The sequence below is a fragment of the Micromonospora sp. NPDC049662 genome (genome assembly GCF_040675055.1).
GTDB lineage: Bacteria > Actinomycetota > Actinomycetes > Mycobacteriales > Micromonosporaceae > Micromonospora.
The window spans coordinates 1-21,501 of record NZ_JBFAOC010000054.1; the positions used below are offsets into that span (position 1 = coordinate 1).

20 protein-coding genes and 3 tRNA genes are annotated in these 21,501 nt (G+C 73.2%); 17 read left to right on the forward strand and 6 right to left on the reverse strand.

All coding sequences use genetic code 11. The features are described 5' to 3' along the window. Positions 1 to 152: 152 nt before the first annotated feature. On the reverse strand, positions 153 to 1,154 hold the full coding sequence (locus tag AB0J36_RS27800; RefSeq protein ID WP_363661323.1) for an endonuclease/exonuclease/phosphatase family protein: 1,002 nt from the start codon (positions 1,152 to 1,154) through the stop codon (positions 153 to 155). Positions 1,155 to 1,449: 295 nt separating this feature from the next. On the opposite strand from AB0J36_RS27800, the gene AB0J36_RS27805 reads away from it, so the two are divergent. The 9 genes from AB0J36_RS27805 (at position 1,450) to AB0J36_RS27845 (ending at position 8,748) form a co-directional block, all read left to right on the forward strand. Next, positions 1,450 to 1,959, forward strand: coding sequence for a hypothetical protein (locus AB0J36_RS27805; RefSeq protein ID WP_357392968.1), 510 nt, complete (start codon positions 1,450 to 1,452; stop codon positions 1,957 to 1,959). A gap of 231 nt (positions 1,960 to 2,190) precedes the next feature. Further along, positions 2,191 to 3,240, forward strand: coding sequence for a MoxR family ATPase (locus AB0J36_RS27810; protein ID WP_357131229.1), 1,050 nt, complete (start codon positions 2,191 to 2,193; stop codon positions 3,238 to 3,240). After that, on the forward strand, positions 3,237 to 4,262 hold the full coding sequence (locus AB0J36_RS27815; protein WP_357131226.1) for a DUF58 domain-containing protein: 1,026 nt from the start codon (positions 3,237 to 3,239) through the stop codon (positions 4,260 to 4,262). Before AB0J36_RS27810 ends, AB0J36_RS27815 begins: the two co-directional genes overlap by 4 nt. After that, positions 4,259 to 5,218 carry a VWA domain-containing protein gene (locus tag AB0J36_RS27820; RefSeq protein ID WP_357131223.1) on the forward strand — a complete coding sequence of 320 codons (960 nt, stop codon included), beginning with the start codon at positions 4,259 to 4,261 and terminating at the stop codon, positions 5,216 to 5,218. Before AB0J36_RS27815 ends, AB0J36_RS27820 begins: the two co-directional genes overlap by 4 nt. Before the next feature lie 34 nt (positions 5,219 to 5,252). After that, positions 5,253 to 6,113 (forward strand): trypsin-like peptidase domain-containing protein, encoded by an 861-nt coding sequence (locus tag AB0J36_RS27825; protein WP_357131220.1) that lies wholly within the window; start codon positions 5,253 to 5,255, stop codon positions 6,111 to 6,113. A gap of 99 nt (positions 6,114 to 6,212) precedes the next feature. Then, on the forward strand, positions 6,213 to 6,509 hold the full coding sequence (locus AB0J36_RS27830; RefSeq protein WP_357131218.1) for a hypothetical protein: 297 nt from the start codon (positions 6,213 to 6,215) through the stop codon (positions 6,507 to 6,509). Positions 6,510 to 6,543: 34 nt separating this feature from the next. Continuing rightward, entirely contained in the window at positions 6,544 to 6,969 is a 426-nt protein-coding gene (gene arfB, locus AB0J36_RS27835) for an alternative ribosome rescue aminoacyl-tRNA hydrolase ArfB (RefSeq protein WP_357131213.1), read from the forward strand. A gap of 112 nt (positions 6,970 to 7,081) precedes the next feature. Then, entirely contained in the window at positions 7,082 to 8,080 is a 999-nt protein-coding gene (locus AB0J36_RS27840) for an aldo/keto reductase (RefSeq protein WP_363661324.1), read from the forward strand. A 74-nt stretch (positions 8,081 to 8,154) separates the two neighbouring features. Beyond that, a complete protein-coding gene (locus tag AB0J36_RS27845) occupies positions 8,155 to 8,748 on the forward strand; it encodes a TetR family transcriptional regulator (protein ID WP_363661325.1) in 594 nt (197 codons plus the stop codon). An 8-nt stretch (positions 8,749 to 8,756) separates the two neighbouring features. Here AB0J36_RS27845 and AB0J36_RS27850 read toward each other — a convergent pair whose 3' ends face one another. Both AB0J36_RS27850 and AB0J36_RS27855 read right to left on the reverse strand, forming a co-directional pair. Then, entirely contained in the window at positions 8,757 to 9,620 is an 864-nt protein-coding gene (locus tag AB0J36_RS27850; RefSeq protein ID WP_357173239.1) for a 3-methyladenine DNA glycosylase, read from the reverse strand. 34 nt (positions 9,621 to 9,654) lie between these two features. Then, positions 9,655 to 11,100 carry a hypothetical protein gene (locus AB0J36_RS27855; protein ID WP_363661326.1) on the reverse strand — a complete coding sequence of 482 codons (1,446 nt, stop codon included), beginning with the start codon at positions 11,098 to 11,100 and terminating at the stop codon, positions 9,655 to 9,657. A gap of 174 nt (positions 11,101 to 11,274) precedes the next feature. Here AB0J36_RS27855 and AB0J36_RS27860 point away from each other — a divergent pair, with 174 nt between their 5' ends. The 4 genes from AB0J36_RS27860 (at position 11,275) to AB0J36_RS27875 (ending at position 12,816) form a co-directional block, all read left to right on the forward strand. Next, the gene (locus AB0J36_RS27860) at positions 11,275 to 12,078 is read left to right on the forward strand and encodes a fumarylacetoacetate hydrolase family protein (protein ID WP_357131201.1); all 804 of its coding nucleotides are present in this window, start codon (positions 11,275 to 11,277) and stop codon (positions 12,076 to 12,078) included. A 108-nt stretch (positions 12,079 to 12,186) separates the two neighbouring features. After that, a tRNA-Gln gene (locus tag AB0J36_RS27865) sits at positions 12,187 to 12,258 on the forward strand. Positions 12,259 to 12,393: 135 nt separating this feature from the next. Further along, positions 12,394 to 12,466 (forward strand) — tRNA-Glu (locus tag AB0J36_RS27870). Between the two features lie 277 nt (positions 12,467 to 12,743). After that, a tRNA-Glu gene (locus AB0J36_RS27875) sits at positions 12,744 to 12,816 on the forward strand. A 407-nt stretch (positions 12,817 to 13,223) separates the two neighbouring features. Here AB0J36_RS27875 and AB0J36_RS27880 read toward each other — a convergent pair. Continuing rightward, positions 13,224 to 13,910 carry an IclR family transcriptional regulator gene (locus AB0J36_RS27880; RefSeq protein ID WP_091671614.1) on the reverse strand — a complete coding sequence of 229 codons (687 nt, stop codon included), beginning with the start codon at positions 13,908 to 13,910 and terminating at the stop codon, positions 13,224 to 13,226. A 49-nt stretch (positions 13,911 to 13,959) separates the two neighbouring features. Here AB0J36_RS27880 and leuC point away from each other — a divergent pair, with 49 nt between their 5' ends. The 4 genes from leuC to AB0J36_RS27900 all read left to right on the forward strand — a co-directional run bounded on the left by leuC (position 13,960) and on the right by AB0J36_RS27900 (position 19,005). Next, on the forward strand, positions 13,960 to 15,405 hold the full coding sequence (gene leuC, locus AB0J36_RS27885; protein ID WP_357131196.1) for a 3-isopropylmalate dehydratase large subunit: 1,446 nt from the start codon (positions 13,960 to 13,962) through the stop codon (positions 15,403 to 15,405). 14 nt (positions 15,406 to 15,419) lie between these two features. Next, entirely contained in the window at positions 15,420 to 16,007 is a 588-nt protein-coding gene (gene leuD, locus AB0J36_RS27890) for a 3-isopropylmalate dehydratase small subunit (protein WP_357392976.1), read from the forward strand. A 171-nt stretch (positions 16,008 to 16,178) separates the two neighbouring features. Then, on the forward strand, positions 16,179 to 16,835 hold the full coding sequence (locus AB0J36_RS27895) for an HU family DNA-binding protein (RefSeq protein WP_357392978.1): 657 nt from the start codon (positions 16,179 to 16,181) through the stop codon (positions 16,833 to 16,835). Between the two features lie 145 nt (positions 16,836 to 16,980). Beyond that, positions 16,981 to 19,005, forward strand: a complete 2,025-nt coding sequence (locus AB0J36_RS27900) for an endonuclease/exonuclease/phosphatase family protein (RefSeq protein ID WP_363661327.1) — start codon at positions 16,981 to 16,983, stop codon at positions 19,003 to 19,005. Positions 19,006 to 19,110: 105 nt separating this feature from the next. Here the strand turns inward: AB0J36_RS27900 and AB0J36_RS27905 are convergent, their stop codons facing one another. Then, positions 19,111 to 19,989: an NUDIX hydrolase gene (locus AB0J36_RS27905; RefSeq protein WP_363661328.1), complete on the reverse strand. Its 879-nt coding sequence runs from the start codon at positions 19,987 to 19,989 to the stop codon at positions 19,111 to 19,113. Beyond that, positions 19,977 to 21,497: a CYTH and CHAD domain-containing protein gene (locus AB0J36_RS27910; RefSeq protein ID WP_357131181.1), complete on the reverse strand. Its 1,521-nt coding sequence runs from the start codon at positions 21,495 to 21,497 to the stop codon at positions 19,977 to 19,979. The genes AB0J36_RS27905 and AB0J36_RS27910 overlap by 13 nt, the downstream gene beginning before the upstream one ends. Between the last annotated feature and the right edge of the window lie 4 nt (positions 21,498 to 21,501).

Genomic DNA, 21,501 nt, shown 5'->3' on the forward strand with positions numbered 1-21,501 from the left:
GCGCCGGCCAGCGCCCGGTCGACCAGGATCTGGTTGATCTCCTCCTGGGCGCGTGACGGGCCGTAGGGGATCTTCGAGGCGTCCACCAGCTCGACCGGGTGATGCCGGTGAGTCATCACCCGCACCGGGGTGCGCGCCCCCGCACCGGTGGGTTACCGGGTTGGGAGGGTGACGGTGGCCAGGACGGGGCGGTGGTCGCTGCCTGGTAGGGCCAGGACCTTTACCTTGTCGACGGCTATCCGGCGGTCGACCAGCACGTGGTCGATGGTGACCGGGGGGATGAGGTCGCCGTCGTACGGGCCCCACGTGCCGGTCAGCCCCTTGCCGGTCGCGTCGGCGGCGTCGACGTAACCGGTGCGCAGCAGCGCCCGCAGCGGCCCGTGGTCCAGGGTGGAGTTGAAGTCGCCGGCGAGAATCCGCAGCTCACCGTCGGGCGTGGCGGGTGGTTGGGCGGTCAGGTCGGTACGCCACGCGTCGACCTGGTCCAGCGCGGACGGCGCCGACGGGTGGGCCGACTCGACGCGGACCGGTGGCGCCCCGGGGACGGCCACGGTGCCGTACGCCTGGGTGAACCCCCAGCCGCCCTGGCCCCGGTTGTTACGGATGCCGACGTCGCTGATCGGCCAGCGCGAGTAGAGCCCCGAGCCGGACGTCCCGACGTGCGCGTTGAGCTGCCGGTGGGGGAGCAGTCGGTCGAGCCCGAGCCGGTCCAGCGCGGCCTGCGCGTCGGGTGTGAACTCCTGCACGGTGAGCACGTCGACCCGGTGCCGCCGGACCAACTCCACGAGCGCCGACGCGTCGGCGGCCCCGGCGAGCAGGTTCGCGGTGAGCAGCCGGATCGTCGGGCCGGTAGCCGTCGGCTGCGGCGCGGCCAGGGCCCGGGGCGCGACCACGCCGAGTAGCGCCACGGCGGCCAGGGCCGCGACCGCCGCCGGCCACCAGCGCCGCAGGGCGACGCTGAGCCCGAGCGCCAGAACGCTCACTCCGGCGACGTACGGGGTGAAGGCGAGCGCCTGCACCAACGGTCCCCGGTCCAGCCCGGCCAGACGTACGGCGGCCCAGGTGGCCGTAGGCCCGACGACCACCCAGCAGAGGGCGGTGCGGATCAGATTTCGGCGGCGGGTCGGCGCGGGCGGGTCGTCGGTGACGATCATGGCGCTCAGCCTAACCGGGGTCGCGGCCGAGCAATTTCGTGAATGGTTCTCCGTTCACCTTTCACAATTATCTGACGGCTGGATGACAGGTCGATAATGCGAGATCAACTATTGACCTGCGGCTTTTGGCGGTGCTACGTTCCATCTGGTTGAAACGACGCAACTCTGAGTAGTAATCCCAGCTCAGAGCGGGTTAATCTCACCGAGTAATCAACCGTCCAATTCATTGTTGGCAGTTATCCGTCCCGCCCCGCGGGTCGGCCGAATTCGCACGGTCACACAAGGGGGACCTGTCATGAGTACATCCTTCCGACGTAAGGCGGCAGCGATCGGGTTCGCGGTCGCGGCACTCACCCTGGCGGGTGGGGGCATCGCCGTCGCCCAGCCGTCGGCGAAGGCGCCGCAGGCGGCCGTCCAGCCGGCGGCGAAGCGGGTAGGCGACCAGCCGCCGGTCACGGCCGAGTCGGCACGGTCGGCCAAGGCCGCGCTGAAGGCCAACGGCGCCAGCACCCTGGCCACGGCCACCTACTACACCGTCGTCAACGCCAACGGCACCAAGGTCCGCGGCACCGGCACCCTCATCAAGTACGGCCCAGGCCAGTATGAGGTGCAGTTCGGCGTGAACGTCTCGACCGGTGCCTACCTGGCGACCATCTCGAGCGCCAACTCCTGCTGCGTCCCACCCGCCGGCGAGGTCTCGGTCGCCCCGCGCCTGAGCACCCCGAACGCGGTCTTCGTCCAGACGTACAACTCGTCCGGCGTGCCGGCCGACCTGGGCTTCACGCTGCTCACGCACACCTTCTGAGCGAGGTGACACGACCCGGCCCCCGCGCACCCGCGCGGGGGCCGGATCGCATGTCGGGCCCTCGGCCGGCGTGCCCTCCTGGTCGCCCCCCGTGGGTGATTCGACCCCGTGCGGCCGGCTCGCGTGGCTCGTCACTCTTTCGCGCGGCCCGTGCCCGTTGCGGGTGCTCCCGGCCGGTCCGGCCCGCACAATCCCACGTTTGCCGGGGGGCCCGGCCGGGAAGCAAGCACCGTGACGGACATCTCGGACACCCTGGCCAGCATGCCCACCTCGGTCGATCCCGAGCCGACCGGCGCCGACCTGGAACAGACCCTCTTCGAGGTCAAACGCGTGATCGTCGGGCAGGATCGGCTCGTCGAGCGTCTGCTCACCGCACTGCTCGCCAACGGGCACTGCCTCCTGGAGGGCGTGCCCGGCGTCGCCAAGACCCTCGCCGCGCAGACCCTCGCCACCGTGGTCGGCGGCACCTTCTCCCGCATCCAGTTCACCCCGGACCTGGTCCCCTCCGACATCGTCGGCACGCGGATCTACCGGGCCTCGAAGGAGACCTTCGACATCGAGCTGGGTCCGATCATGGCCAACCTGGTGCTGGCCGACGAGATCAACCGGGCGCCCGCCAAGGTCCAGTCGGCGTTGCTGGAGGCGATGGCCGAACGGCAGGTCTCCATCGGCGGGCGCAGTTGGCCCGTACCGGTGCCGTTCCTGGTGCTGGCCACCCAGAACCCGATCGAGTCCGAGGGGGTCTACCAGCTCCCCGAGGCGCAGCGCGACCGGTTCCTCATGAAGGTGGTCGTCGACTACCCCGGCGACGCCGACGAACTGGCGATCCTCTACCGGATGAGCAGCGACCGGCCCACCGCGCGCCAGGTGCTCGACCCGCAACGGCTGCGACACCTCCAGGGGCTCGCCGAGCGGATCTTCGTCCACCACGCCCTGGCCGAGTACGTGGTCCGGCTGATCCTCGCCACCCGAGACCCGGGCCGGTTCGGCCTGGCGGAGATCGCGCCGCTGCTCGCGTACGGCGCCAGCCCCCGGGCCACGCTGGGCCTGGTCGCCGCCGCCCGAGCGCAGGCGCTGCTGCGCGGGCGGGAGTACGTGTTGCCCGAGGACGTCCGGGAGTTGGCGGTGGACGTCCTGTCCCACCGACTGGTGCTCTCCTTCGACGCCGTGGCCGACGGGGTCTCGGCGGAGAGTATCGTCCGGCGACTCGTGGAGGCGGTGCCCCCGCCCCGGGTCGCCACCGGGCACCCCCAGCAGACGCCCGACCTGGCGGCGGCATGAGACGCGCCGCCCGTGAGTCGGTGCGCACGGCACCCGATCCCGGCCTGGCCGAGCTGACCCCCGACCAGCGTCTGCGCCGACTCGAACTGACCGTCACCCGGCGACTCGACGGTCTGCTGCACGGTCAGTACCGTGGCCTGCTGCCCGGGCCGGGTAGCGAACCCGCCGGCAGCAGGGAGTACCGGCCGGGGGAGGACGAGGTCCGCCGGATGGACTGGGCGGTGACGGCCAGGACCGCGGTGCCGCACGTCCGCCAGGTCGACGCCGACCGGGAACTGACCACCTGGCTGCTCGTCGACTCCAGCGCCAGCATGGAGTTCGGCACCGCCGAGCTGGACAAACGGGAGCTGGCGGTGACCGCGGTGGCGGCTGTCGGCTTCCTGACCGCAGGCGTCGGCAACCGGTTGGGCGCCCAGGTGTTGAGCGCCGACGGGATGCGACGCTTCCCGGCCCGCTGCGGGCGTACCCATCTGCTCGGTCTGCTGCGGGCGTTGCTCGCGGCCCCGCGTGCCAGCGCGCCCACCCATGGGCCGGGGCAACGGTCGACCGCGCCGGCTCCGGAGCTGGCCGACGGGCTCGACGCGTTGCAACGGGTGGCCAACCAGCGTGGACTCGTGGTGGTGGTCTCCGACTTCCTCGACGGCCTTCCGGACGACCCCGCCGACCCGCCGCCCTGGGAGCGGACCCTGCGCCGGCTGTCCGCGCGCCACCAGGTGCTGGCGATCGAGGTGACCGACCCCCGTGAGCTGGAACTGCCCGACGTCGGCCTGATCACGCTCGTCGACCCGGAGACCGGCCGTCGCCGCGAGGTGTGCACATCGGACCGTCGCCTGCGGGAGCGCTACGCCGCGGCAGCCGCCGCCCAGCGGGATCAGGTCCGAGCGGCGTTGCGCCGCAGTGGCGCGACACACCTGGGGCTGCGTACCGACCGCGACGTCAGCGCGGACATCGTCCGCCACGTGCACGCCCAGCGACGGATGGCCGCCGCGCCGGCCGGGGCCGCCCGGGGAGGTGCCGCGTGAGCTGGGAGTCCCCGCTGCGGCTCTGGCTGCTGGTGGGCGTGCTCGCGCTTGTCGTCGCGTACCTGGTGGTGCAGCGCGGACGCGCCCGCTACGCCGTCCGCTTCACCAACCTGCGGCTGCTGGACCGGGTGGCGCCCGAACGGCCGGCCTGGCGTCGGCACGTACCCGCCGGGCTGTTCCTGGCCATGCTGGCGTTGCTGGTGGTCGGCTTCGCCCGGCCCACCGCCGAGGTCCGGGTACCCCGCGAGCGGGCCACCGTGATGGTGGCCGTCGACGTGTCCACCTCGATGCTCGCCACCGACGTCGAGCCGGACCGGCTGGCGGCGGCCAAGCAGGCGGCCCGACGGTTCGTCGAGGGCCTACCCGACGAGTTCAACGTGGGGCTCGTCGCGTTCGCCGGCAGCGCCGCCGTCCTGGTACCACCGGGCACCGACCGGGACGCCCTCGACGAGGGCATCGGCCGGCTGGCCGAGGGGGTGACCGGGGTCCAGGGCACCGCGATCGGCGAGGCCATCAACACCTCGCTCGGAGCGGTCAAGAGCCTGGACAGCGAGGCCGCGAAGGAACCACCGCCGGCCCGGATCATCCTGCTGTCCGACGGGGCCAACACCTCGGGAATGGACCCGATGGAGGCGGCGGCGGAGGCCGTCGCGGCGAAGGTGCCGGTGCACGCGATCTCCTTCGGCACCCCGTCGGGGTTCGTGGACCGGGGCGGACGGCCGATCCAGGTGCCGGTCGACGGGCAGACGCTCAGGGCCGTCGCCGACGAGACCGGCGGGATGTTCCACGAGGCCAGCACCGTCGACGAACTGCGCGCCGTCTACGACGACATCGGCAGCTCGGTCGGCTACCGCACCGAACGCCAGGACGTCTCGGCGCGGTTCATCGGCCTCGGACTGGTGTTCGCGATGGGGGCCGCCGCCGGATCGATGCGCTGGTTCTCCCGACTGCCCTGACCCGTAGCGCCGACGTCGACCGTGAGGAGTACGCATGGCAGTGCAGACCGGACTGGGCGAACCGCGCGGTCCCTGGTTCATCTCGCCGGACCTCGACCCGGACGGGCGAGGGTGGTGGGACGCTCCCGGCTCGGGCCGTGACCCCGGGGGGCGGCGATCCGGTCGGTTGCTCGCCGCGCTGGCGATCGTGGCGGTCTCGGCCGTGTCGGGCGCGCTCGCCGGGGGCGTGGTGGCCAGCCGGGACGGTGCCGGCGGGCCGGCCGCCGCGTCCGCCGCGCCGGTGCCGGCGGAGCTGGTCACCGCCGCCGAGCGGACGGTGCCCGGTGTGGTGTCGGTGCTCGCCGGCGGCGCGAACGGCGCGTCCGCGACGGGCTCGGGATTCGCCATCGACGACCAGCAGCACCTGGTCACCAACGACCACATCCTGGCCAAGGGCGGCGGCGGACCGGTGACGGTGGAGCTGCCCGACGGCCGCCGGTACGAAGCCGAGGTGGTCGGCCGGGAGGCCGGCAGCGACCTGGCGGTGCTGAAGGTGCCACCGTCGGCCGGACTCGCCCCGCTGCCGCTGGCGAAGCCGGGCGCGACCCGGGTCGGTGAGCCGGTGCTGGCGGTGGGCTCACCGCTGGGCCTGTCCGGGACGGTCACCGCCGGCATCGTCAGCGCGCTGGACCGTCAGGTGCGGTTGGGCAACAACCGGCACCGCGCGGTGCAGACCGACGCGTCCATCAACCCGGGCAACTCCGGCGGGCCGCTGGTCAACGCCCGGGGCGAGGTGGTCGGAGTGAACACCGCCATCGCCACCATCGACGGCAACGGCTCGATCGGAATCGGCTTCGCCATCCCCATCGAGCAGGTCCAGCAGACCGCCGACACGATCATCGGCAAGGGTGGCTGACCTGCCCGAACGGCCCTGCCGGCCGCCTACAGTGTCGGATATCCGGCCCGAGGCCATCGGAGGATGGAAATATGACGCTCGGTCTGGATACTGGCTCAGGTGGAGCGTCCTCTTCTTACGGTCCTCCTGCTGGTGGGCCTGGTCATCGGATGGGCGGTGGGGTCGGCGTACGCCCGAGCACGGCGCGGGTGGACCGACTACCAGGCCGCGAAGAAAGCGGTGCCCGGCGCTCGCCGTGGCGCGTGGTCGCTGGTCCGCGGGATCGCCGTGAAGGCCGCGGTCGTGGGGTTGCTGCTGTTCGGCGCGGTGGCGTACGCCGCGGTCGGTTCGGACGACGAGACCGCCGGCCCGGCGCCGACCTCGTCCACGACGCAGGGTGAGCCTGCACACCGGTGACCCGGTGCGACTCCCGGCGGGTTAGCCTCGGGGCGTGGACGACGGACTGCGGGTGACCGACCGGTGGGTCGTCCCCGCCGGGGAGCTGCGAGAGCGCTTCTCCCGTTCGTCGGGCCCCGGTGGGCAGGGCGTGAACACCGCCGACTCCCGGGTCGAGCTGAGCTACGACCTGGCGAACTCGCCGGCCGTGCCCGAGTCGCTGCGGGCGCGGGCGTTGGCGCGCCTCGCCAACCGCCTCGTCGACGGCGTGCTGACGATCGCGGCCAGCGAGCACCGGGCGCAGCTCGCCAACCGGGAGGCGGCCCGCGAGCGGATGGCCGCGCTGCTGCGCGAGGCGGCCGCCCCACCCCCGCCGCCGCGCCGGGCGACCAGGCCGTCGCGGGGCGCGAAGGAGCGCCGGTTGGCCGAGAAGAAGCGCCAGTCGCAGCGCAAGCGCGACCGCCGCGTGGACGGCGAGTAGCGGATCCCGACGTCATCTCGACGGGCCTCGCGCTGCCCTTGGTGACAGAATCTGGAATCTGTCAGTCGATCGGTGTACTGTCATCCGGGTACCCCACGTGAGAGGAAGACCGATGGACACCCGCACCCTCGGCAGCAACGGCCCCACCGTCTCCGCCCTCGGGCTCGGCCTGATGGGCATGTCCGACCTCTACGGCCCCGCCGACGAGGCGGAGAGCATCGCCACCATCCACGCCGCCCTGGACGCCGGCGTCACCCTGCTCGACACCGGCGACTTCTACGGCATGGGCCACAACGAGATGCTGCTGCGCGACGCCCTGCGCGGCCGCAACCGCGACAACGCGGTGATCAGCGTCAAGTTCGGCGCCCTGCGCGACGTCGACGGCAACTGGATCGGCCACGACCTCCGACCCGTCGCGATCAAGAACTTCCTGGCGTACACGCTGCGCCGACTCGGCACCGACCACGTCGACATCTACCGTCCGGCGCGGCTCCCGTCGGACGTGCCGGTCGAGGACGTGATGGGCACCCTGGCCGACCTGGTCACGGCCGGCCACATCCGGCACATCGGCCTGTCCGAGGTGAGCGCCGAAACGCTGCGACGGGCACACGCCGTGCACCCCGTCGCCGACCTTCAGATCGAATACTCGTTGATCTCCCGTGACCCCGAGGCCGCGATCCTGCCCACGGCCCGCGAGCTGGGCATCGGCATCACCGCGTACGGGGTGTTGTCCCGGGGCCTGATCAGCGGTCACTGGACGCCGCAGCGCCAGACGACCGCCCGCGACTTCCGCACCGACCTGCCCCGGTTCACCGGCGCGAACCTGGACCGCAACCTCGCCCTGGTGGACGCCCTGCGTGCCGTCGCCGAGGCGCGGGGCGTCACCGTGGCGCAGATCGCCATCGCCTGGGTGCTGTCCCGGGGCGAGACCATCGTGCCCCTGATCGGCGCGCGTCGCCGGGAGCGGCTGACCGAGGCGCTCGGCGCGGCCACGGTCACCCTGACCGAGATGGACCTGGCCGCGATCGAGGCCGCCGTGCCCTCCGACGCGGTGGCCGGCAGCCGTTACGGCGACGCGCAGATGGCGATGCTGGACAGCGAGCGGGCATGACCGCTCCGTCGTGGCGCGACAGCCGGGCCGGGGGTCGCGCCACGACCGGCGACGTCGTCAGGGAGGCTGGGACGATGAGCGACGCCACCGCCCTGACGGCCGACCGCATCCTCGACACCGCCGAGGAGGTGCTGCGCCGGTACGGCCCGGCGAAGGCCACCGTGCTCGACGTGGCCCGCGCGCTGGGCGTCAGCCACGGCAGCGTCTACCGGCACTTCGCCAGCAAGGCCGCGCTGCGCGAGGCGGTCGCCGAACGCTGGCTGGCCCGGGTGTCGACCCCCCTGATCGACGTCGCCAGCGCAACCGATCCGGCCTCTGAACGGCTGCGCCGGTGGCTGGCCGAACTGAGCGGCACCAAGCGGCGGATGGCCCGCGAGGACCCGGAGCTGTTCGACAACTTCCACCAGCTCGCCACGCTCTCCGAGGGAGCGGTCGCCAACCACCTGGAGGTCCTCGCCGGTCAGCTCAGTCTGATCGTCGCCGACGGGGTGGCTGCCGGCGAGTTCACCGTGCCCGACCCGGCGGTCGCCGGCCGTGCGCTGCTCCAGGCCACCGCACGCTTCCACCACCCGTCGCACCGGACGGAGTGGGACGAGCCGGGCCTCGACGACGACCTGAACGCGGTGGTCGCGCTGCTCCTCAACGGACTGCGGGCCCGCCCGCGCTGACAAGGCGGCTAGGGGACCGCCGCGAGCAGCCGGTCGCGGAGCACCGCCGCGCGGTCGGCGAACCCGCGCTGCGCCGTCGCGTACTCGGCCCGACCTTCCGGCGTCTCCACCCGCACCGGCGGATGACCGAGCGCCGCCAGGTCGTACGGGCTGGCCCGCATATCCAGCGTGCGGATCTCGCGGGCCAACTCGAAACAGTCCGCCACCAGCTCGGACGGGACCAGCGGCGACAGCTTGTACGCCCACTTGTAGAGGTCCATGTTGGCGTGCAGGCAGCCCGGCTGCTCGTTCGCGTGCTGCGTCTCGCGCGTCGGGTTGAGCAGGTTCAACGGCCGGGCGGGCGGGGTGAAGAACCGGTACGCGTCGAAGTGGCTGCACCGCACGCCGCGCTCCTCGACGACCTCGGCGGTCCGCTCCGGGGCCAGCCGCAGCGGCCAGGCGTTGTGACGCAGCTCCTCGCGGGTCTGCCGGTACACCATCGCCCACTCGTGCATCCCGAAGCAGCCGAAGTGCGGCGTCCGGCCCGCCGTGGCGGCCAGCAGCGAACGGATCCACGCGATCGAATCGCCGCGTCTGAGGCGTACCCCCTCGGTGTCGAGGGTGACCCCGGCGGACGTGGCACGGTAGTCCCGGCCGAACTCGGCCGGGTCGGCGTCGCGTAGCTCGACGCCCGCGCCGGGATGCCAGCGGCGGAGCTGGGCCGGCCGGTGCGAGTAGTAGGTGAAGAGGAAGTCCTCCACCGGATGCCGCTCGCCCCGATGACGCCGCGCCAGGTGCGGCGTCAGCCAGGCGTCCGCCCGCTCCTCGTGGGCCCGGCGACGGGCCTGCCAGGTCGCCACGTCGAGCACGGCGGGGGCGAGGGCGGCGGTCACGGAACCCAGGGTACGACCGCCGCCCGCGCGCCGGTCAGGGCATCTGCACCCGGACGCCCGCCGAGAACACCCCGCTGCGCAGCTCCAGCTGCCGGGGCGGGTCCCGCCCGTCGACGGTGAAGACCAGCGGAAGCACCACCCGACTGCCGGCGGCCACCGGGTTGGCGAAGACGTCCCGCCCCAGGTTGGCCGCCCGGGTGGCCGACTCGTCCGTGCTCACCCAGCGGTTGCCGGGCAGGTAGGCGCGTTGCAACTGGCCGTGCCAGGGCTGCTGCGACCCGGTGAGGTTGCGCACACCCACGGTGGCCTGACAGCTCCGCGCGCCCGGCGGTGGCGCGCTGGCCCCCGGGGCGGTGGCCGCGCTACCCGCCGCGCCGCACGTCATCCGGTAGACGGTGAACTCGAACGCGGACTCCCGCAGCGGCACGCCCATCGGGCCGGCGACCCCGCTACCCCGCCACGCGCCACTGGTCGGCTGCTTCTGGGTGTCGATCGACGAGACCTGCCGGGTCGCCGTCCAGCCGGCCGTGCCGATCACCCCTGCCAGGACCACCACCGCGGCGCCGACCAGCAGCCAGACCGGCGGCGTACGCCGGCGTCGGCTCGGGCTGGGCGTCGCCGGGCGGGGGTAGATCGTTCCGCGTCCACCGTCCGCCAGGGCGGCCGCGGTTATCCGTCGTCCGCGGCGGCCCCGCCGTCGACGCCACACCCACGCCACGGCGGCGCTGATCAGCAGCAGGATCCCCAACCCGGCCAGCAGCACCGGGTACCGCCGCCACGGCGGCGCCTCGGTGGCCTCCGCCGCCGGGGCTGCGGCGGCCGCCTGCCAGGTGGCGGTGGCGCAGTCGTACGGCCGGCTGCCGTCACTGGTGAACGCGCAGGCCGGCGCGGTCAGCGGCTGACCCGGCGCGGTCGCGGTCAGGGCCGTGCCCAGCGTCGTGCTGCTGTGGGCCGGCAACCGCAACCGCCACGTCACCTCGGCCGTCGACCCGCCGGAACGGCTGGACCGGCCGCCCGCGCTGATCGCGGTCGCCGACGATCCGGACGGCAGCTCCTGACGCACCGTGGTGTCGACCGGCGAGTTGCCCACGTTGCGGACGTGGATCCGGTAACGCGGCGCCGGACTGCTCTCGGGCGCTACCGCCACCGTGACCGGAGGCGGGGGCGCCGGCACGACGGCCCGCGTGGGCGTCGCCACCGCCGGTGGCGCCGAGGGCGGCGTGGGCTCCGCGCTGGTCGCCCGCGCGGCCACCGGCACCGGCGGCCCGATCGCCGTCGGACCGGTCGTGGGCGTCGGCGCGGCCGGTTGTGGTGTGCCGGCCGCCGGTCGTGGCGCGGCTGGCGGTGGCGTCACGGCCGCCGGTCGTGGCGCGGCCGCCGCCTCCGGGGCCGCCGCGGGCAGGGCCGGCACGGCGGCGAGGATGCCGAGGCAGTGTACGAACACTGCGAGGGCTCTGTGGTGTCGTGTCGATGCAGGCATACGAACGAACCTCCGGAGCCGACGCTAGGGCTCCCCGGCCTCCGTGCGGGTACGAAGTGCGGAATCCCGCCTCGGCCGTCCCGACCTGCGCTAAAGTGCCCCAACACTGACGGGTTGCGCACACCCGCCGGGCGTTGTGGCCGGTGGACGCGTCGGCGGGGCTAGATTGGCCGGGTGCGTATCGCTCGTTTCGCTCATGCCAAGGGAATGTCGTTCGGAGCCGTCGAGGGCGAGCCGGAGGCCGGGCCACAGGGCCTGACCATCGCCGAGATCGAGGGTCACCCGTTCGGCCAGCTCTCCTTCAGTGGGGCCCGCTGGGCCCTCTCCGACGTCCGGCTGCTCTCGCCGATCCTGCCGAGCAAGGTGGTCTGCGTGGGCCGCAACTACGCCGACCACGCCGCCGAACTCGGCAACGACGTACCCAAGGAACCGTTGCTCTTCCTCAAGCCGTCCACCTCGGTGATCGGGCCGCGCGACGCGATCCGGCTGCCGATCTTCTCCAAGCAGGTCGAGCACGAGGCGGAGTTGGCCGTCGTGATCGGCGCTCCGGGCGCCCGCCGGGCCGACCGCGCCGCCGCCGAACGCGCCATCTTCGGCTACACCTGCGCCAACGACGTGACCGCCCGGGACCTTCAGCGCTCCGACGGGCAGTGGACCCGAGCCAAGGGCTTCGACTCGTTCTGCCCCATCGGGCCGTGGATCACCACCGGTCTGGACGTCTCCGACCTGGAGATCCGGTGTGAGGTCGGTCGCAACCCCGACGAGATGGAGGTACGCCAGCTCGGCCGGACGAAGGACATGGTCTTCGACGTGCCCGGCCTGGTGTCGTACATCTCGCACGTGATGACGCTGCTGCCCGGCGACGTGGTGCTCACCGGCACCCCGGCGGGGGTTAGTCCGCTCGTCGAGGGGGATACGGTCTCCGTGCGGATCGAGGGCATCGGCGAGCTCAGCAACCCGGTGGTCCCCGTCGCCTGATCGGTCTGATGCCCCTGTTTCCGCAGCTCAAGGGTGTTTCGGGGGGATCGGATTTGGCCTGCCGGCACCGGGAGGGTAATGTTCACTCCCGGCGCCGCAAGGGGCCGATGGGGTATGGGGTAATTGGCAGCCCGACTGATTCTGGTTCAGTTAGTCTAGGTTCGAGTCCTGGTACCCCAGCGCAGCTGGGATTCGCGAGAATCCCGGACGCTGGATTCTGACGGAGATCGACTCCGTCCCTACGGGGGCGGAGAGTGGTCTCCGGTGGAGTGCAGCTCCTCCGCCCGACGAGGGTGGGGGAGCGAAAGTTGTTCTGGCCCCGTCGTCTAGCGGCCCAGGACGCCGCCCTCTCAAGGCGGTAGCGCCGGTTCGAATCCGGTCGGGGCTACATCGTGCACAGCCCGTCTCACTGCGGTGAGGCGGGCTGTTTCGTGTCCGCCGCCTGCCCGCCGGTCGCGGCCTGCGGGTCGTGGCCTGGCTTGATCGACTCGGCTTGCATGAAATCGTGGTGTCCTGAGCCGGCTGACAGCCCGAGTTCACGAAACCCGAGTCGATCTGGGCCGCCGGACGTGCGGCCGTTGCCCGTACCCGGCTCTCGCCCTCGCGGGCGGTGCCGCTAGACTACAAGCCGTACCGCCCGCGAGGGCGGTGAACAGGAAAGTTCTGGCCCCGTCGTCTAGCGGCCCAGGACGCCGCCCTCTCAAGGCGGTAGCGCCGGTTCGAATCCGGTCGGGGCTACAACCAAAGGCTCATCTCGCTCCGCGAGGTGAGCCTTCTCCATGTCCCCCCGCCCCACCCGCATCCACCCCACCCACCCCACCCGGCCCACCCGGTCCGTCCCGTTGATCAAGAGGTTTGCGTCATCGGGATCGGCGTGTCGTGACGCAAACCTCTTGATCACCCGGGAGTGGGCGGGCGGGTCGGCGGGCGGGGTTGGCTGGACTCGGTCTGGGGGTCTCACACCCGCCCCCGGCTGCGCTCCGGCCCGGCTCCGTCCCGTCCCGTCCCGGCTCCGGCCCGGCCCGGCCCGGCCCGGCCCGTTGATCATGAAGTTATTGCCACGCGCGGCGGCGTGTCGGGACAACAACTTCATGATGAACGGGCGACGGGCGACGGGCGACGGGGGCGCGGGCGCGGGGGTTGGGTTAGAGGCCGGAGAGGCGTTGGCCGGCTCGCACCACGGCCATGGCGTGGCGTTCGCCGGGGCGGCGGCCGAGGCGTTCGATCGGGCCGGAGATGCTGATCGAGGCGATCACGCGGCCGGTGCGGTCGCGGATCGGTGCGGAGACGCTCGCCACACCGGCCTCCCGCTCGGCGACGCTCTGTGCCCAGCCGCGGCGGCGTACCTCGGCCAGGGTGCGGCCGGTGAACTTGCTGCGTGGCAGCAGCGGCATCACCGCCTCCGGCGGCTCCCAGGCGAGCAGGATCTGCGCCGCCGAACCGGCCGTCATGGGCAGCACCGAGCCCACCGGGACGGTGTCCCGCAGGCCGCTGGCGCGCTCCGCGGCGGCCACGCAGATGCGCTCATCGGCGCGGCGCAGGTAGAGCTGGGCGCTCTCACCGGTGGCGTCGCGCAGCGCGGCGAGCAGGGGCTCGGCGGCGGTCAGCAGGACGTCCGGTGCGGCGTTGGCCAGCTCGCCGAGCCGAGGCCCGGGGCGCCAACGGCCCTGGGTGTCCCGGACCAGCATCCGGTGGATCTCCAGGGCCTGCGCCAGCCGGTGTGCGGTGGCTCGGGGCAGCTTGGTGCGTTCAACGAGTTCGGCAAGGCTGGCGCCGTCGACACAGGCGGCCAGGATGACCACCGCCTTGTCGAGAACGCCGACACCGCTCATACTGTGTCCCACAAGCCGAAACTTACCTCCCAGAATTTAGGATGTCCAGATGGTGGGAGTCACTCCTGAGCCGAGGACCCTGGCCGAGAAGGTCTGGGACGCGCACGTCGTACGGTCCGCCGCTGGTGAGCCGGACCTGCTCTTCATCGACCTGCACCTGCTGCACGAGGTGACCAGCCCGCAGGCGTTCGACGGGCTCCGGCTCGCCGGGCGTCGGGTGCGTCGTACCGACCTGACCCTCGCGACCGAGGACCACAACACCCCGACCGGGTACGCCGATCCGGCGTTCCGCCTCCGCCGTGGTGACCTGCTCACCATCGCGGACCCGACGTCGCGTACGCAGATCGAGACGCTGCGCCGCAACTGCGCCGAGTTCGGGGTGCGCCTGCATCCGCTCGGCGACGACAACCAGGGCATCGTGCACGTCATCGGCCCGCAGCTCGGGCTCACCCAGCCGGGTCTGACGATCGTCTGCGGCGACTCGCACACCGCCACCCACGGCGCGTTCGGGGCGCTCGCCTTCGGCATCGGCACCAGCGAGGTAGAGCACGTGCTGGCCACCCAGACGCTGCCGCAGAGCCGGCCGAAGACGATGGCCGTGAACGTCACCGGCCAGCTCGCGCCGGGCGTCACCGCCAAGGACCTGGTGCTCGCGCTGATCACCCAGGTCGGCACCGGCGGTGGCCGTGGGCACATCGTGGAGTACCGCGGCGAGGCGATCCGCAACCTCTCCATGGAGGGGCGGATGACCATCGCCAACATGTCCATCGAGTGGGGCGCCAAGGCCGGCATGATCGCGCCGGACGAGACGACCTTCGCGTACCTCAAGGGTCGGCCGAACGCGCCCCAGGGCGCCGACTGGGACGCGGCGCTCGCCTGGTGGCGGACGCTGCCCACCGACGAGGGCGCGCGCTTCGACGCCGAGGTGACGCTGGACGCCAGCCGGATCACGCCGTTCGTCACCTGGGGCACCAACCCCGGCCAGGGCGCACCGTTGAGCGCGCCGGTGCCCGACCCGGAGGAGTTCACCACCGACGCGGAGCGCGCCGCCGCACGCCGGGCCCTGGAGTACATGGATCTGCGCCCCGGCACCCCGCTGCGGGAACTGCCCATCGACGTGGTCTTCGTGGGCTCCTGCACCAACGGCCGCCTGGAGGACCTGCGGGCCGCCGCCGACGTGCTGCGCGGGCACCGGGTCGCCGACGGGGTACGGATGCTCGTGGTGCCCGGCTCCGCCTCCGTACGCGAGGCTGCCGAGGCCGAGGGGCTGGACAAGGTCTTCGCCGACGCGGGCGCCGAATGGCGGTTCGCCGGCTGTTCCATGTGCCTGGGCATGAACCCGGACACGCTCAAGCCGGGCGAGCGCTCCGCCTCCACCTCCAACCGCAACTTCGAGGGCCGGCAGGGCCGGGGCGGACGTACCCATCTGGTGTCCCCGCCGGTCGCCGCCGCCACCGCCGTGGTCGGCCGGCTGGCCGCCCCCGCCGACCTGTAGAAGGGACCGACGAGATGGACAAGTTCACCACCCACACCGGTACGGCCGTGCCACTGCGGCGGTCCAACGTGGACACGGATCAGATCATCCCGGCCGTGTACCTCAAGAGGGTGACCCGTACCGGCTTCGCCGACGGGCTGTTCAACGCCTGGCGGGAAGACCCGGCATTCGTGCTCAACGATGAAACCTATTCTGGGGCGTCGATCCTCGTCGCCGGACCGGAGTTCGGCACCGGATCCTCGCGTGAGCACGCGGTCTGGGCGCTGCGGGACTGGGGCTTCCGGGCGGTCGTGTCGCCGCGCTTCGGTGACATCTTCCGCGGCAACGCACTCAAGGAGGGCCTGCTGCCGGTCGAGTTGGAATTGAAAGCCGTCGAGGAGTTGTGGGATCTCGTCGAGGCCGATCCGACCACGCCGGTGACCGTCGACCTGACCGCCCGACAGCTCCGGGCCGGGGACGCGACCTGGTCGTTCCCGCTGGACGACTTCAGCCGCTGGCGGCTGATCGAGGGCCTGGACGACATTGGACTCACCCTCCGACACGCCGCCGACATCGACTCCTACGAGGCCAGCCGACCGCCGTTCCTGCCCTCCGTGGCATAGCCGTAGGCGCACCCCACATCGGATTTCGCCCTCACCGGTCCAACCGGTGGGGGCGAATCCGTTACGACACAAGGGCTTTTTTCCGCCGAATGTTTGTGTCCAGGCACTACAGGGCATACGGTGCGCGCAGAATGGCTCGCGTCGAGTCAGTTGCACAATCGGGAGGAAGTCGTGAACAAGGCCGAGCTCATCGAGGCGCTCGCCGTTCGCCTGGGGGACCGGAAAACGGCGACGGCCGCGCTCGACGCGGTCCTCACTGAGGTCCAGGCGGCGGTCACCAAGGGCGAGAAGGTGGCGATCACCGGATTCGGAGCATTCGAAAAGCGTGTCCGTGGCGCACGAACAGCGCGCAACCCGCGTACCGGCGAGGCGGTGAAGGTCAAGAAGACGTCCGTCCCGACCTTCCGTCCCGGCGCCGGGTTCAAGGAGATGGTGGCCAGCGGCAAGGTGCCGAAGGCCACGGTGGCGGCGAAGAAGACGGCGACCACCACGGCGAAGGCGGCCGGCGCCAAGGCGACGGGCACCAAGGCCACCGCCACGAAGGCCACCGCCACGAAGGCCGCCAGCAAGAAGACGGCCCCGGCCAAGGCGAGCAAGACCACCACGGCCACGAAGGCGGCCAGCAAGAAGACCGCCCCGGCCAAGGCGAGCAAGACCACCGCGACCAAGACGGTCGCCAGCAAGAAGACCGCCCCGGCGAAGAAGAGCGCCGCGGCGACCAAGTCCGCCACGGCGAAGAAGACCACCGCGGCGGCGAGCAAGAGCACGGCGGCCAAGAAGGCTCCGGCGAAGAAGGCTCCGGCCAAGAAGGCGGCCAGCAAGCGCTGACCGACCGAGCTGCGAGGGGCGTCCACCGCGTGGTGGACGCCCCTCGTGCGTGTCGGAACCGTTGACCCGACCCGGCGGTACGCGCAGAATCGCCGTGCCGGCTCCCCCCTTTCGAGCCGGTCCGTCGACGGGAAGTGGGGCGCCGGTGCGCTACCGCCAGCTCACCACCTCATCGCTCGCGCTGGGCGTCATCCTGCTCATCGACGTGCTGCGCGTCTGGTTACCCGGCATCATCACCATCTTCGGGCAGGCCGCTTCCACTCCGGCCGAGCTGATGGGCGCGTTCGCGCTCGGCTGGTTCGTCCTGGCGTTGGCCGCGCCGGCACTGGTCCGTCGGCTCGGTACCCGCCCGGTGACCGTCGCCGCGGCCGTCGTGCTGGCCGTGGCCCGGCTCGCGCTCACCGCGACCCCTGGTGGCCGCCCGCAGCTCTGGTTGGCCACCGTGGGCCTGATGGCCGGGCTGGTGTGGCTGGTCGGCGTCGCCGCCGGCACCGACCGCCCGGTGCCGGGGCTGGCGCTCGGGCTGGCGGTCAACGCCGTTGGTCACGCGCTGCTGGACACCTACGACCTCGTCTGGCGCGGCGGCTGGGCGGCCTGGCTGCTCAGCGTCGTCGCGGTGGCGCTGTTCCTGCTCGACGCCGCCCTGCCCGCCGCGCCGCCCGGCCCCGGCGGGGCCCGAGCGTGGCTGCTGTTCGGGCCGACGCTGCTGCTGTCCGGCATGGTGGCCCTCGCGCCGGCCCTGGCACAGGCCGGGATGTCGTACCTGCAAGCGGATGGGGCCGTCGCCCGTTCGCCGCTGTTCGGCCTGGCGCCGGTGCCGGTCGCGGTCGCCGGTTTCCTGCTGGCCGCGCTGGCCGGCTCGACCCGGCCGTGGACCCGCCCGCTGGGTCCGGTGGCCCTGCTGGCGGGCGCGGTGCTGTTCGCTCTCGACCGTGGCGATCTGCTGGTCGCGGCCATGCTGCTCAGCGCCGTCGGCCTCGGCGCCTGCCTGGCCCTCACCGACAGCGCGGGCCGGATCGACAGCGCGGGCCGGATCGACAGCGCGGGCCGGATCGACAGCGCGGGCCGGACCGACAGCGCGGGCCGGAACGACAACGCGGGCCGGGCCGACAGCGCGGGCCGGGCCGACAACGCCGGCCCCGACCGGGTACGGGCGGACGAGGCGGGCGATGGACCGCGGGCGGCGGCCCGCCGGGGGTACGCGCTGGCCGCCGGCATGCTCGTCTTCGTGGTCGGTTCGATCGGCTACTACTCCGCCTACGACCTCGGCTACCCCAACGCCGCCGTGCCGGTGGTGGTGGCCGCGGTGGTCGCCGTGGTGGCGGTGACGGCCCGTCCCCTCCGCCGCCGGCTCCCCGGACCGTTGTCGCCCCTGCCGACCACGGCCGTGGTGACCGTGCTGGCCCTGCTCGCGCCGCTGGTCAACGAGGAGCTTCCGGTTGCCAGCAACCGGGAGGGCCCGCCGGAGCGGTTGCGGGTGGTGGCGTACAACATCCGGATGGGCTTCGGCCTGGACGGCCGGTTCGACCTGGCCGGACTGGCCACCGCGATCGACCGGCAGCGACCGGACGTCGTGCTGCTCAGCGAGGTGGACCGGGGCTGGCTGCTCAACGGCGGCCACGACACGCTGGACCTGCTGTCCGACCGGCTCGGCATGCCGTACGTCTTCGGGCCGGCCGCCGACCCGGTGTGGGGTGACGCGGTGCTCAGCCGCTGGCCGGTCACCGCGCCGGAGTCCCTGCCGTTGTCGGCTGTCGGGGCGCCGACCGGCGCGCAGGCGCTCGCCGTGACCCTCGACCTCGGCGACGAGGTGCGTACCGCCGTGGTGAGCACCCACCTCCAGCCGCCGCCCGGCCGGGGACCGGTGGTCCAGGCCCGTGCGGTCGCCGACTTCGCCATCCGGTACGCGGCGGGCCGCCCGCTCGTCGTGGCCGGCGACCTGAACACCGAGCCGGGTGACGAGGCGTTCGGCCAGTTCACGGGGGCGGGTCTGGTGGACGCGTTGGCGGCCGCCCGGCCGCTGGCGACCAGCCCGGCCGACGACCCCCGGCAGCAGATCGACCACGTCTTCGTCTCACCCGGTTTGACGGCGGCGGACCCGGTCGCGCCGCGTGGCGAGGCCAGCGACCACCTGCCGGTGGCGGTGACCGTCACGCTGCCGCCGCGCTGAGCCGGTGCGCCGGGCCGGCGATGCCGCGCTGACCCGGTGCGCCGGGCCGGCGAAGCCGCGCTGACCCGGTGCGTCGACAAATCGGTGCGGATCAGCGCCCAGGCGTCAGAGGCGATCGGTGGCGAGCAGTCGGTCGCCGGCGAAGGCGAGCAGCCAACCGCCGCCCTTCGGGGTGGTGAAGTCCTCGTCGGCGCGGCCGGTCAGCCGTTCCAACGCGCCGGGCAGCACCTTGCCCTGGCTGCACACCGTCACCTGCCCGCCGGCGCAGGCCAACTCCAGCACCCGTGCGGCGGTCGCCAGCACCCGCTCGTCCTGCTGCTGGCCGGGATGCGGCTCGTCCAGGTCGCCGCAGACCTCGATGGGCAGGTCGAGCAGCGCGGCGGCCGGGTCCAGGGTCTGCACGCAGCGGCGTGCCGACGCCGACAGCAGCCGGGCCGGCCGGACCACGGCGATCAGCGGCGCCAGCGCGTACGCCTGGGCCCACCCCTCGTCGTCGAGCGGCCGGGCGGTGTCCGGGCCGGTCCACGTGGCCCGCTTGCCCGCGTGCCCGTGCCGGACCAGCGCGATCGTCGCGGTCACCGACGGCAGCTCCGCGAACGCGGCCAGCACCTCGGCGTCGTGCGGGTAGCTGACCAGCCGGATCGCGTCGTCGACGGTCAACCACCGGATGTCGTCGACCTCGGTGCCCGGCTGGAAACCCCCCTCGGCGACGGCGAGCATCGACCAGTAGTCGACCAGTTTGGCCTGTCCTTCGCTGCGGTAGCGCACCGACGGCAGTCGCACCTGCGGTACGCCCCGCACGTCGGCCTCCTCGGCCACCTCGCGGACCGCCGCGACGAGCGGGTGTTCGCCCGGTTCCAGCTTGCCCTTGGGCAGCGTCCAGTCCCCGTAGCGCGGGCGGTGCACCACGCAGACCCGTACGCCGTCGTCGGTCGGTCGCCAGCAGACCCCGCCGGCGGCCCGGATGCCCGTCACGGCAGCCATCTGGTCCGCCGTCGCCGGGTCGCCCGGTGCCACGCGTCGGGGAACCGGGCCCGCATCCGACGGACCGTGTCGCGTTCCCGCTCGGCCAGCCGCCCGGCGGTGACCGCGATCTCGTGGTCGCCGGGACGCTGGGCGGCGAGGGCGAGCCAGGTCTCGGCGGCCACCGCGGCGTCCTGGTGCTCACCGAGCACGTCCTGGACGCGAGCCAGCGCGCGGGCCAGCCGCCGTGCGTCCCGGCCGACCGCCGGGAGGACGGCGGTGACCGCGTACCGGGCCTGTTTGCCCTGCTTGCGGACGGCGTGCCAGCGGTCGTCGGGCGCGAGCGGGTCGAGCCCGTCGACGCCGTCCGGGCCGGTGAGCTGCCGCCATGGTCGGGCCACCAGCTTCGGTAGCGTCCGGGCCGCCGGGGTGGCCGCCCGCCGGGTGAGCCGGGGCGCGCGGGCGGCCAGCACGAGGGCGTCCAACAGGGCCAGGTAGCGCGGGGAGCGCAGCGCCTCGTCGATGGCGGCGAGCGCCTGCCGCTGCCGTTGCGCGAGCGCGTCGTCGAGCCGGTCGACCGCGTCCGCGTCGAGTGGGCTGAGCGGGTCGGCGGTCGAGGTGCGCCGCAGCCGCTCGCGCAGCACCTCGGCGTCGCGCGCCCCGCCGAGCACCCCGGCCAGCCAGCGCAGTTCGTCGCGCAGTGGACGGGCCCAGCTCCGACGTACGAGTGGACGGAAGGTCCGCAGGTCGCTGCGCAGCCGTCGGCAGGCCACCCGCATCTGGTGGACGGCGCTGTCGCCGTCGCCGGTGGAGTGGTGCAGCCGGACGAGGGGATCGTGCGCCAGCAGCCGGCGTACCTCCTTGCGGACCGCCTCGGTGACCACCTCCCCGGCGCTCGGGTCGTCGGCCAGCTCGCCGGGTGCGACCAGGTCCGGTTCGGCCTGTGCCACGGCCCCCAGCGCCCGTACGTGCTTCGGGGTGAACGAGCCGGCTCGCGCCCCGGCGTCGCGCAGCACCGCCCCGATGCGGCCCAGCAGCTTGCGGTCGCCGGCCTTGCGCTCGACCTCCACCTCGCGGAACTCACCCGTGGTGGCGCCGGCGTCGTCGAGGACGCGCACCCGGTCGTCCACCACCTCGGCGAGCACCGTGCCGTCCTCGGCGCGCACCTCGTGGGCGTGCCGGACGGTACGCACCACCGTGACCGGTGCCAGGGGCGTACCCCGGTGCAGGGCGGTGACCAGCTCGACCAGCTCCGGCGGCGGCTGCCCGGCCGGCCCGGGACGGGAGATCTCGTGCCGGACGCCGGGCGTGCCGGTGGGCAGCTTCACCGTCCACGGCGGCTCGTCCCCGTCACGGTGGCGAAGGGACGCCCCGGCGCGGGCCAGCCGCAGGTCGACCGTGTCGAGGTAGCGGGCGACGAGCGTCACCGGCGGCAGCGCCCGGACCCGGCCGCCGACCGGTGCGATGGCGGACAGGTCGGGTATCACGAAGGTGTCGTCCACCTCGTACTTCTGCTCCTCCTCGACCATCAGC

Excerpts from the sequence above, each read along its gene's own strand:
- AB0J36_RS27800 (WP_363661323.1), bottom strand. The coding sequence starts at position 1,154 with ATGATCGTCACCGACGACCCGCCCGCGCCGACCCGCCGCCGAAATCTG.
- AB0J36_RS27805 (WP_357392968.1), top strand. The coding sequence starts at position 1,450 with ATGAGTACATCCTTCCGACGTAAGGCGGCAGCGATCGGGTTCGCGGTC.
- AB0J36_RS27815 (WP_357131226.1), top strand. The coding sequence starts at position 3,237 with ATGAGACGCGCCGCCCGTGAGTCGGTGCGCACGGCACCCGATCCCGGC.
- AB0J36_RS27825 (WP_357131220.1), top strand. The coding sequence starts at position 5,253 with ATGGCAGTGCAGACCGGACTGGGCGAACCGCGCGGTCCCTGGTTCATC.
- AB0J36_RS27840 (WP_363661324.1), top strand. The coding sequence starts at position 7,082 with ATGGACACCCGCACCCTCGGCAGCAACGGCCCCACCGTCTCCGCCCTC.
- AB0J36_RS27845 (WP_363661325.1), top strand. The coding sequence starts at position 8,155 with ATGAGCGACGCCACCGCCCTGACGGCCGACCGCATCCTCGACACCGCC.
- AB0J36_RS27855 (WP_363661326.1), bottom strand. The coding sequence starts at position 11,100 with ATGCCTGCATCGACACGACACCACAGAGCCCTCGCAGTGTTCGTACAC.
- AB0J36_RS27880 (WP_091671614.1), bottom strand. The coding sequence starts at position 13,910 with ATGAGCGGTGTCGGCGTTCTCGACAAGGCGGTGGTCATCCTGGCCGCC.
- leuC (WP_357131196.1), top strand. The coding sequence starts at position 13,960 with ATGGTGGGAGTCACTCCTGAGCCGAGGACCCTGGCCGAGAAGGTCTGG.
- leuD (WP_357392976.1), top strand. The coding sequence starts at position 15,420 with ATGGACAAGTTCACCACCCACACCGGTACGGCCGTGCCACTGCGGCGG.
- AB0J36_RS27905 (WP_363661328.1), bottom strand. The coding sequence starts at position 19,989 with ATGGCTGCCGTGACGGGCATCCGGGCCGCCGGCGGGGTCTGCTGGCGA.
- AB0J36_RS27910 (WP_357131181.1), bottom strand. The coding sequence starts at position 21,497 with ATGGTCGAGGAGGAGCAGAAGTACGAGGTGGACGACACCTTCGTGATA.